Source organism: Lentzea atacamensis (assembly GCF_003269295.1).
GTDB classification, from domain to species: Bacteria; Actinomycetota; Actinomycetes; order Mycobacteriales; family Pseudonocardiaceae; genus Lentzea; species Lentzea atacamensis.
This window is the reverse complement of sequence record NZ_QLTT01000005.1, coordinates 625,282-631,990: the sequence shown is the minus strand read 5'-3', so window position 1 is coordinate 631,990 and position 6,709 is coordinate 625,282. Positions and strand designations below refer to the sequence as shown.

The 6,709-nt window shown below is 67.9% G+C and carries 10 protein-coding genes; 5 read left to right on the top strand and 5 right to left on the bottom strand.

What is annotated here, in order from left to right; translation table 11 throughout:
• Both C8D87_RS47090 and C8D87_RS45290 read right to left on the bottom strand, forming a co-directional pair.
• Window positions 1-388: GNAT family N-acetyltransferase (locus C8D87_RS47090; protein ID WP_215732478.1), on the bottom strand; the 388-nt coding region annotated here is incomplete at its 3' end.
• Window positions 389-425: 37 nt separating this feature from the next.
• Window positions 426-605, bottom strand: coding sequence for a hypothetical protein (locus tag C8D87_RS45290; protein WP_146771870.1), 180 nt, complete (start codon window positions 603-605; stop codon window positions 426-428).
• Between the two features lie 76 nt (window positions 606-681).
• Between C8D87_RS45290 and C8D87_RS25620 the strand changes: the two genes are divergently transcribed.
• The gene (locus C8D87_RS25620; RefSeq protein WP_215732477.1) at window positions 682-1,938 is read left to right on the top strand and encodes a vanadium-dependent haloperoxidase; all 1,257 of its coding nucleotides are present in this window, start codon (window positions 682-684) and stop codon (window positions 1,936-1,938) included.
• A 19-nt stretch (window positions 1,939-1,957) separates the two neighbouring features.
• On the opposite strand, the gene C8D87_RS47940 is transcribed toward C8D87_RS25620, so the two are convergent.
• On the bottom strand, window positions 1,958-2,179 hold the full coding sequence (locus tag C8D87_RS47940) for a VOC family protein (protein ID WP_233442282.1): 222 nt from the start codon (window positions 2,177-2,179) through the stop codon (window positions 1,958-1,960).
• On the opposite strand from C8D87_RS47940, the gene C8D87_RS47935 reads away from it, so the two are divergent.
• Window positions 2,172-2,366 carry a hypothetical protein gene (locus C8D87_RS47935; RefSeq protein ID WP_233442281.1) on the top strand — a complete coding sequence of 65 codons (195 nt, stop codon included), beginning with the start codon at window positions 2,172-2,174 and terminating at the stop codon, window positions 2,364-2,366. The genes C8D87_RS47940 and C8D87_RS47935 overlap by 8 nt on opposite strands.
• A 5-nt stretch (window positions 2,367-2,371) precedes the next feature.
• Here C8D87_RS47935 and C8D87_RS25610 read toward each other — a convergent pair whose 3' ends face one another.
• Window positions 2,372-3,523 (bottom strand): hypothetical protein, encoded by a 1,152-nt coding sequence (locus C8D87_RS25610; protein WP_146771869.1) that lies wholly within the window; start codon window positions 3,521-3,523, stop codon window positions 2,372-2,374.
• A gap of 264 nt (window positions 3,524-3,787) precedes the next feature.
• Between C8D87_RS25610 and C8D87_RS25605 the strand changes: the two genes are divergently transcribed.
• Together C8D87_RS25605 and C8D87_RS25600 are read left to right on the top strand one after the other, a co-directional pair.
• Window positions 3,788-4,267 (top strand): RipA family octameric membrane protein, encoded by a 480-nt coding sequence (locus C8D87_RS25605; RefSeq protein WP_146771868.1) that lies wholly within the window; start codon window positions 3,788-3,790, stop codon window positions 4,265-4,267.
• A 132-nt stretch (window positions 4,268-4,399) separates the two neighbouring features.
• Window positions 4,400-4,633, top strand: coding sequence for a hypothetical protein (locus tag C8D87_RS25600; protein ID WP_146771867.1), 234 nt, complete (start codon window positions 4,400-4,402; stop codon window positions 4,631-4,633).
• Window positions 4,634-4,641: 8 nt separating this feature from the next.
• Here the strand turns inward: C8D87_RS25600 and C8D87_RS25595 are convergent, their stop codons facing one another.
• A complete protein-coding gene (locus tag C8D87_RS25595) occupies window positions 4,642-5,223 on the bottom strand; it encodes a hypothetical protein (protein WP_112228653.1) in 582 nt (193 codons plus the stop codon).
• A gap of 393 nt (window positions 5,224-5,616) precedes the next feature.
• Here C8D87_RS25595 and C8D87_RS25590 point away from each other — a divergent pair, with 393 nt between their 5' ends.
• Window positions 5,617-6,630 (top strand): ABC transporter substrate-binding protein, encoded by a 1,014-nt coding sequence (locus tag C8D87_RS25590; protein ID WP_109639887.1) that lies wholly within the window; start codon window positions 5,617-5,619, stop codon window positions 6,628-6,630.
• Window positions 6,631-6,709 lie beyond the last annotated feature (79 nt).

Sequence of the window (6,709 nt, the reverse complement as noted above, 5' to 3'; positions counted from 1 at the left end):
AAGCTCGGGATGCGCAGTCCCAGCGACTACGAGAATTCACTCCGAGCGGCTGCCTGAATCTCTTACGCCCCGTCCACCGTTCGGGGTGAACCTCAAGCCGCGGTGTGCGCACATGCCGGTGTCCGCTGTCAGGAAAAGCCGGGGGTGCGGCCGGTAGCAGGTCGTCCAGGAGGTAGCCGCACTTCTCCACAACACGGCAGGAGGCTCGGTTGCCCTTCGCGTGCAGCAGCTCCAAGCGGGTCAGCTGGACCAGGTTCTGCGTGCCCAGTGCCCAGCGCGACGCGGTGTCCAGGGCACGGGCGGCCGCAGTCCAGTAGCCGACCTCTGCCACGCCGGCGGTCACGACCTTCACCACCACGTGACCGATGGGCGAGTTGTCGTTCTTCATCGGGCACCACGGCGAAACTGAACCGTGTTGCGGAGGCTCAGCCGGCGGCTTGTGCGTCCAGCCACCGCTGGGCATCGGTCTCGTCGGTCAGCGACGTCGCCAGCCAGCGGCGCAGCATCGGGCCACGATTCGCCGTGAGCAGTGCCGGTCTCAGCGGAGTCGAGATGCAGCGCATCCGGGATCGGGTTGCGGGATACGCGAACGTTCGAGTGCGCATTGCACCTGCGGGACGCATGCCGATACGTTGCGTATTCGGTGTTGTCGACGCGGTATCCCTGGGGTTGACGATGGTCATGACACGCCGCTTGGCGATTTTCGCGGCTCTCACACTGATACCGCCGCTCGCGCTCGTGCCGCCGGTCGCCGCCGATGTGAACGCGTCACCGAACGCGGTCGTCGTCTGGGACATCAACGCGCAGACCGCCATCTGGGACGTCGCGCAGCAGGCGCCGCCGCAGGTTGCCGGACGCGGTTTCGCGATGGTCAGCGGTGCGGTCTACGACGCGGTGAACGCGATCGCCGGCACGCCGTACGAGCCCTACCTCTTCGCGCCGCGGGCCAACGGCCGTGAGTCGACGGACGCCGCCGTCGGGACGGCCGCCTACCGGGTGCTGGACGCCGTTTTCCCGGCACAGCAGGAAAGACTGCGCACGCAGTACGACGAGTGGCTCGCGGGCATTCCGGACGGTCCGGCGAAGCGCGGCGGTGTCCGGGTCGGCGCCGAGGCCGCCGCGGCGATGATCACGTCACGGCGGAACGACGGCGCCTTCGACCCCCGGCCCTGGACCATCGGCACCGAGCCGGGTCAGTACCGCCCCACTCCGCCTGGCTTCGAGAACTCGGGAGCCTGGGTTGGTTTCCTGAAGCCGTTCGCCATCCCGGACGCCACGATGTTCCGCACCGTCGGGCCACCGGCGGTCACGAGCCGCACGTACACCCGCGATTTCAACGAGGTCAAGCGGCTCGGCTCGGCGACGAGCACCGTCCGCACCCCCGACCAGACCGATGCGGCGCTCTGGTGGCACGACCGGCGTTCCGTCAGCTGGGGAATGAAGCGCGACCTCGCCGTCACCCAGAGACTCAGCTTGCTGGAGACCGCGCGCTTCTACGCGCTGGCAGACTTCACCGGCACGGACGGCGCGATCGCGTGCGCGAACGACAAGGAGTTCTGGCACTTCTGGCGGCCGATCACCGCCATCCGGTCCGCCGACACCGACGGAAACCCCGCCACCACGGCCGACCCCGGCTGGACTCCGCTGGTGGTCACCCCGCCGAATCCCGACTACCCCTCCGGCCACACCTGTCGCACAGCCGCGCAGATGACGGCATATGCGCACTTCTTCGGCCGGGACGATGTCTCCTTCAGCGCGTTCAGCGTCGACAGCGGCACCACTCGGCACTTCGACCGGTTCTCTCAGGCGACCGCCGAAGTCGTCGGAGCACGCATCTGGGCCGGCATCCACTTCCGCTCCGCGGACGTCGACGGCACCACGCTCGGCACGGCTGTCGGCAAACACATCACCAAGCGCTACTTCCAGCCACGTCGCTGATCGAGCAGCGCGACCGGTGTCAGGCGCGGTCGTGGATGGTGACGGCGTATCCGTCGGGATCGGCGAAGGTGAAAGTCCGCCCGAACGGTCCGTCGGCAGGCGAGGACAAGATCTGCACCCCCGTCCCCGTCAGATGATCGTGCAGTTCTTGGGCGTCGTCGGCGTGCAGCCACAACGCCACGCCCGTTCCCGGTCGCGGTGCGGCAGCGTTCAGGTCGACGCCGGGCAGCGGTGTGCGCACCGCGAAGGGCACAGGGGCACTGCCCACCCAGCTGACCGATGACGGCGCCCGCCTGCTCTCCCGGGCCTGCCGCGCCGTCGCCGAGGTCGAACGCCGGATGCTCCACGCCCTGTCCGCCAGCAGCGCCGAACGGCTACGCCAAGACCTCACCGCCTGCGCCACCGCCCTCAGCGCGAACAAGCCGTGACATCGCTACCGCTTTGTGCTGTTGCGCAACGTGAGCAGGCCGGGCGCGGCGAAGGTGTCGAGCACCTGACCGGTGGAGGTGTCGACGCGGGCGATGCTGTTGGTCTGGCCGAGGAGCACCTGGCGGCCGTCGGGGCTGACCGCGAGCCCGCGTACCGCGGCGGGCATCGGCCACGCGCCGTCCACCCGAAGTGTCGCGGAATCCAGTCGCCGCAACACATTGGACGAGGCGAGGTAGAGGGTGCTGCCGTCGGGTGAGGTCAGCATCGCGGTGCCGTCGCCGGACGGCAGGTCGTCGGGGATCTTCGCGACCTTCGTGACAGTCAGGCTTTCCGTGTCGGCGATCGCGATCTGTTTGGTGGTCATTTCACTGATGTAGAGCCGTTTGCCGTCCGGGGCGATGGTCAGTGCGTGCGCGCCGGCGGGGTGGAGGCCGAACGGGTCGGGCAGGTCCAGGCAGTAGGCCCAGCCCTCGCTCAGCGAGAGCACGTGCACGAACGCGTGTACAGCCTGGCCATCCGCGCCACGCCGCCCTGGCAGCAGATCGCGGGTGTGTTGGTGGTCGCCGTGATGCAGGTACAGCGTGTAGAGCCGCGTGCGGTCCGGGGACAGCACGGCCTGACGTCCCTCGCCGCGCATCTCCTCCTCGGCGCCCGGCGGGATCAGTTGCTTGTCGCGCAGCAGCAGTGGTTGCACCTGACCGGTGGCGAGTTCCACCCGCCACACCCGGTAGCGCTCCGGGGCGTTCGCCGGCAGGTACTCCAGTACGAAGAGGTAGGCGTCGTCGGCGGAGAACGCCTCGGGCTCGAAGTTGCCGGGCAGGTCGAACTCCCGCGCCGGACGCCCACCGCTCGGGTCCGCCACCACGATCGTGGTCCGTTCCCTGCCAGCCGGCGGGTGTATGGGGTCGTGGTGCGCGGAGCTGTCTGCGGTGAGCGCGACCAGCGTCCCCGCGGGCGATGCGACTCGCGCGGTGAGCCGGCGGGGCAGCCCGGTGCGGGCCAGTTCCAGGTTCGTCTTCGGGTCGAAGGTGATCAGCTTGTCGCCGCGCACGGCGTGGAGCCGAGACCAGTCGGCGCTCGCCGCCGTGGCGTCTGTCGACTTCACCTCGCCGTGGTTGTCGGCCACCGTGATGCCGTGGTCCGAGTCGAAGAACACCACATCGGAGGCCGGCGAGGGAGCCGATGGCTCAGTGCATGCGGCCGTGACCAGTGAAACGGTCAGAACAAGGGCACCCGGTCTCATGGGCTTGCTACACCGGTTGAGCCGGTCGGGTTCCCGTGGACACATGTACCCGCCGCTTTGCTCCGAAGGGGTGTGGTTGGTATCGCGGCGCCGACGGGCCGCGTCTACCAGACAACACGTCGCCACAGAGCTCGTCGGCGACTTCGGATGGTGGTGGGGATCTGGGAGTTGGTCGACATGCTGACAGAGCGGGAAGAGACCTGGTTGCTGGAGGAGTACAAGCTGCTTTCAGCGCACTACTTCCACGAAGATCAGGTCTACTTTCGCATGGGTGGACTGCTCATCACGCTGAACAGCGCGCTGATCGCCTTCTCGGCAACCTCGAGCGGGGTGTCGAGGGTGCCGCAGGTCGTGCTCGTGCTGTTCTCCGTGTTCGGTCTCGCCGTGACGGTCGCCTGGATTGCGATGTTGTGGCGGGTTCGTGCCGTCCGGCAGCTCAGCAGCTGCCGGATCGGGGAGGTCGAGGCCGCGCTCGAGGCGTCCTGGTCTGCCACGGTTGCTTCTCCGCGGATCCGTCTGCACATGCGGGAGAGGATGTCCGCGATGTCCGGACGCCTGCCGTCGAGACTGGCGACCAGCGTTCCCGCGACCACGCTGTTCCTGCTGGTTCCCGTGGTGGCGGCCGGTTACTGGATCTGCCTGCCGTTCTGGCGCTGAGCAGGGCCGAGCAGCACCGTGCACAGCTGAAGTCCTTTGTGGACTGCGGAGCCCGCGCGGCGCCCGTTCGTCCGGGCGGGCTGCGCACAACGGTGGCTTGTGCCCCCGGTCGCACCGCAGTTTGCTGGTCTGATGGGCAGACTCGTCGGGGTTCTGGGGATTTCCGCAGCTTTGGTGATGGGCGGCGCCGGTGTGGCCAATGCCGACTCGTGGACGTGGATCGGTCCGTATCCGACGATGGCGGAGTGCGAGATCTCCGAACAGGGGTTCCGGGACGCCGGGCACCTGACGGCCGGGTGTGGCTATCGCGACCTCGCCCACCCGTGGCAGGACGGCTACTACTTCCCCGCGTGGCCTGTTGACTGAGGCCGGTTCTACGACCCGTTTCCGGTCGGCAGCCGGGAGACCGCCGCGGGCGAGCTGAGCAGGCGTCGTGGCTGGTCGTGGCCACGACGTTCCCACCAGCGGCCGTTGGTGTCGAAGAAGACGATGGTGGGGTAGTAGAGCGCTGCCGTCTCGTCGACGTCCTGTCCCTCCGGCCAGGTGACGGAAATCGGCGGAGTGGTCACGGTTTGGCCGGGCGCGATGGCGCCCAGCACGTACGGTTCGGCCGAGCCGCCGATCGACCAGCCGGTGGAACGCGTCTCGCCGAACCGTCCGGCCACGTCGACGACTCGCACGCTGGTCACCGGGCAGCTGCCGTAGTTCGAATAGCTGATGGTGAGGCTCGGCGGGTTCGACGCACGGGCGCCGGACACCAGTCGCGCGTGCATCGCCTCGTTGTCGCGGCGTTCCGCATCTCGGTACCGGCCGTCGCGAACTGCGATCCAGATCGCCACGATGACGGCCAAAAGCGTTCCCGCGGCACCGATCACCTGACCCCATGCCGCGAAGACGTCGGCGTCGACCCGTCCGAAGAACCAGACCTGAGCGGCCGCGTCGGCGAGAACAACCATGTCAGGAACACTGCCGGAGCAACGATGGCGCCGCAATCGGTTGAACGGCGCACGCGTCGCCATCCGCAGTCCACTTAGGACAGATCGTCAGAGCCGGTCGGCGCGCGTCTCTGAGTGACTGTGCCGATGCGCTGTGTTTCGTTCGGCCGAACGAGGTCACAGATCAGTTGCGGTAGATCGCTGATCCGAATGGCTTCTCGCGGCCGGCGGGGTTGCTGCGGGTCTTCCTGCTTGACGGGAAACCGGTGATCCAGGCCGTCCTGATCTTTCTTCGGAGCCCTGGTGGAGGCCCTGTGGAACGTGATCGGTGTCGCAGAGGAAGGGTTTGCTTAATTAGGTTAGCCTTGCTTGACTTGGCGCGCTTTGACCGCTGTACACCGAAAGGGTGTTGCCATGTCCAGCAGGGTTCGTCCGTCCGGCAGAGTGCTGGGGAGCCTTGTCCTCGCCGCGGTACTGGGCGCCGGTCTGGCCGCGTGTGGCCAGGTGCAGGATCCGTCCACGCAGTCGACGAGCCCGGCGAGCTCCGACGCGTCGGCGTTCCCGGTGAAGATCACGCACAAGTTCGGCACCGCGGAGATCACCAAGGCGCCGTCGCGCGTGGTCGTGGTCGGCACCGCCACCGATGACCTCGACGCCGCGCTGGCGCTGGGTGTCACCCCCGTCGCGTTCTTCAACAAGTCCGGTTCGGAGACCGTGCCCAGCTGGCTGAAGGGCAAGCTCGACCCGGCCAAGACGAAGATCGTCAACGCGGCTGCCGGTGTGAACGCGGAGGAGGTCGGTGCGCTCACCCCCGACCTGATCCTCGCCACCTCCAGCTTCGGGCTCGAGCAGGAGTACCCGAACCTCGCCAAGATCGCGCCCACCGTCGGCTACGCGTCCGAGTGGGGCAAGCAGACCTGGCAGGAGCACGTGCAGGTCGTCGCGCAGGCGCTCGGCAAGACCGGTGACGCGAAGAAGATCGTCGAGACCACCGAGGCCGCGATCGCCAAGTTCAAGAGCGACAACCCGAAGGCCGCCGGCAAGACCTTCACGGCCTCGGTCGGCAACACCGCGGGCAAGATGTTCTCGCTGGTGTCCAAGGAGGACTTCGCGGTCAAGCTGATCGAGCAGGCCGGCCTGACGCTCAGCCCGACCGTCGCCGACGCGACCAAGAACGAGTCCGGCAGCCCGACCGGCACGCTCACCCCGGAGCAGTACGACAAGCTCAAGGCCGACCTGGTGATCGTCGCGTTCACCACGCCGGACCTGCAGGCCGCGTTCGAGGGCAACCAGCTCGCCGCCGGCCTCAAGAGCGGCAACTACCTCCTCGTCGACATGGAGACCATCTCGGCGCTGCGCTACCCGACGGCGCTCGACATCCCGTGGGTGCTGGAGAAGCTGAAGCCGGGCGTGTCCAAGCTCGCCTGACACACGAACGAAAAAGGGGCGTGCTTCCCGCGGGATGCACGCCCCTTCGGCGTTTCCAGTGGTGCGGCCCGGAACGTTG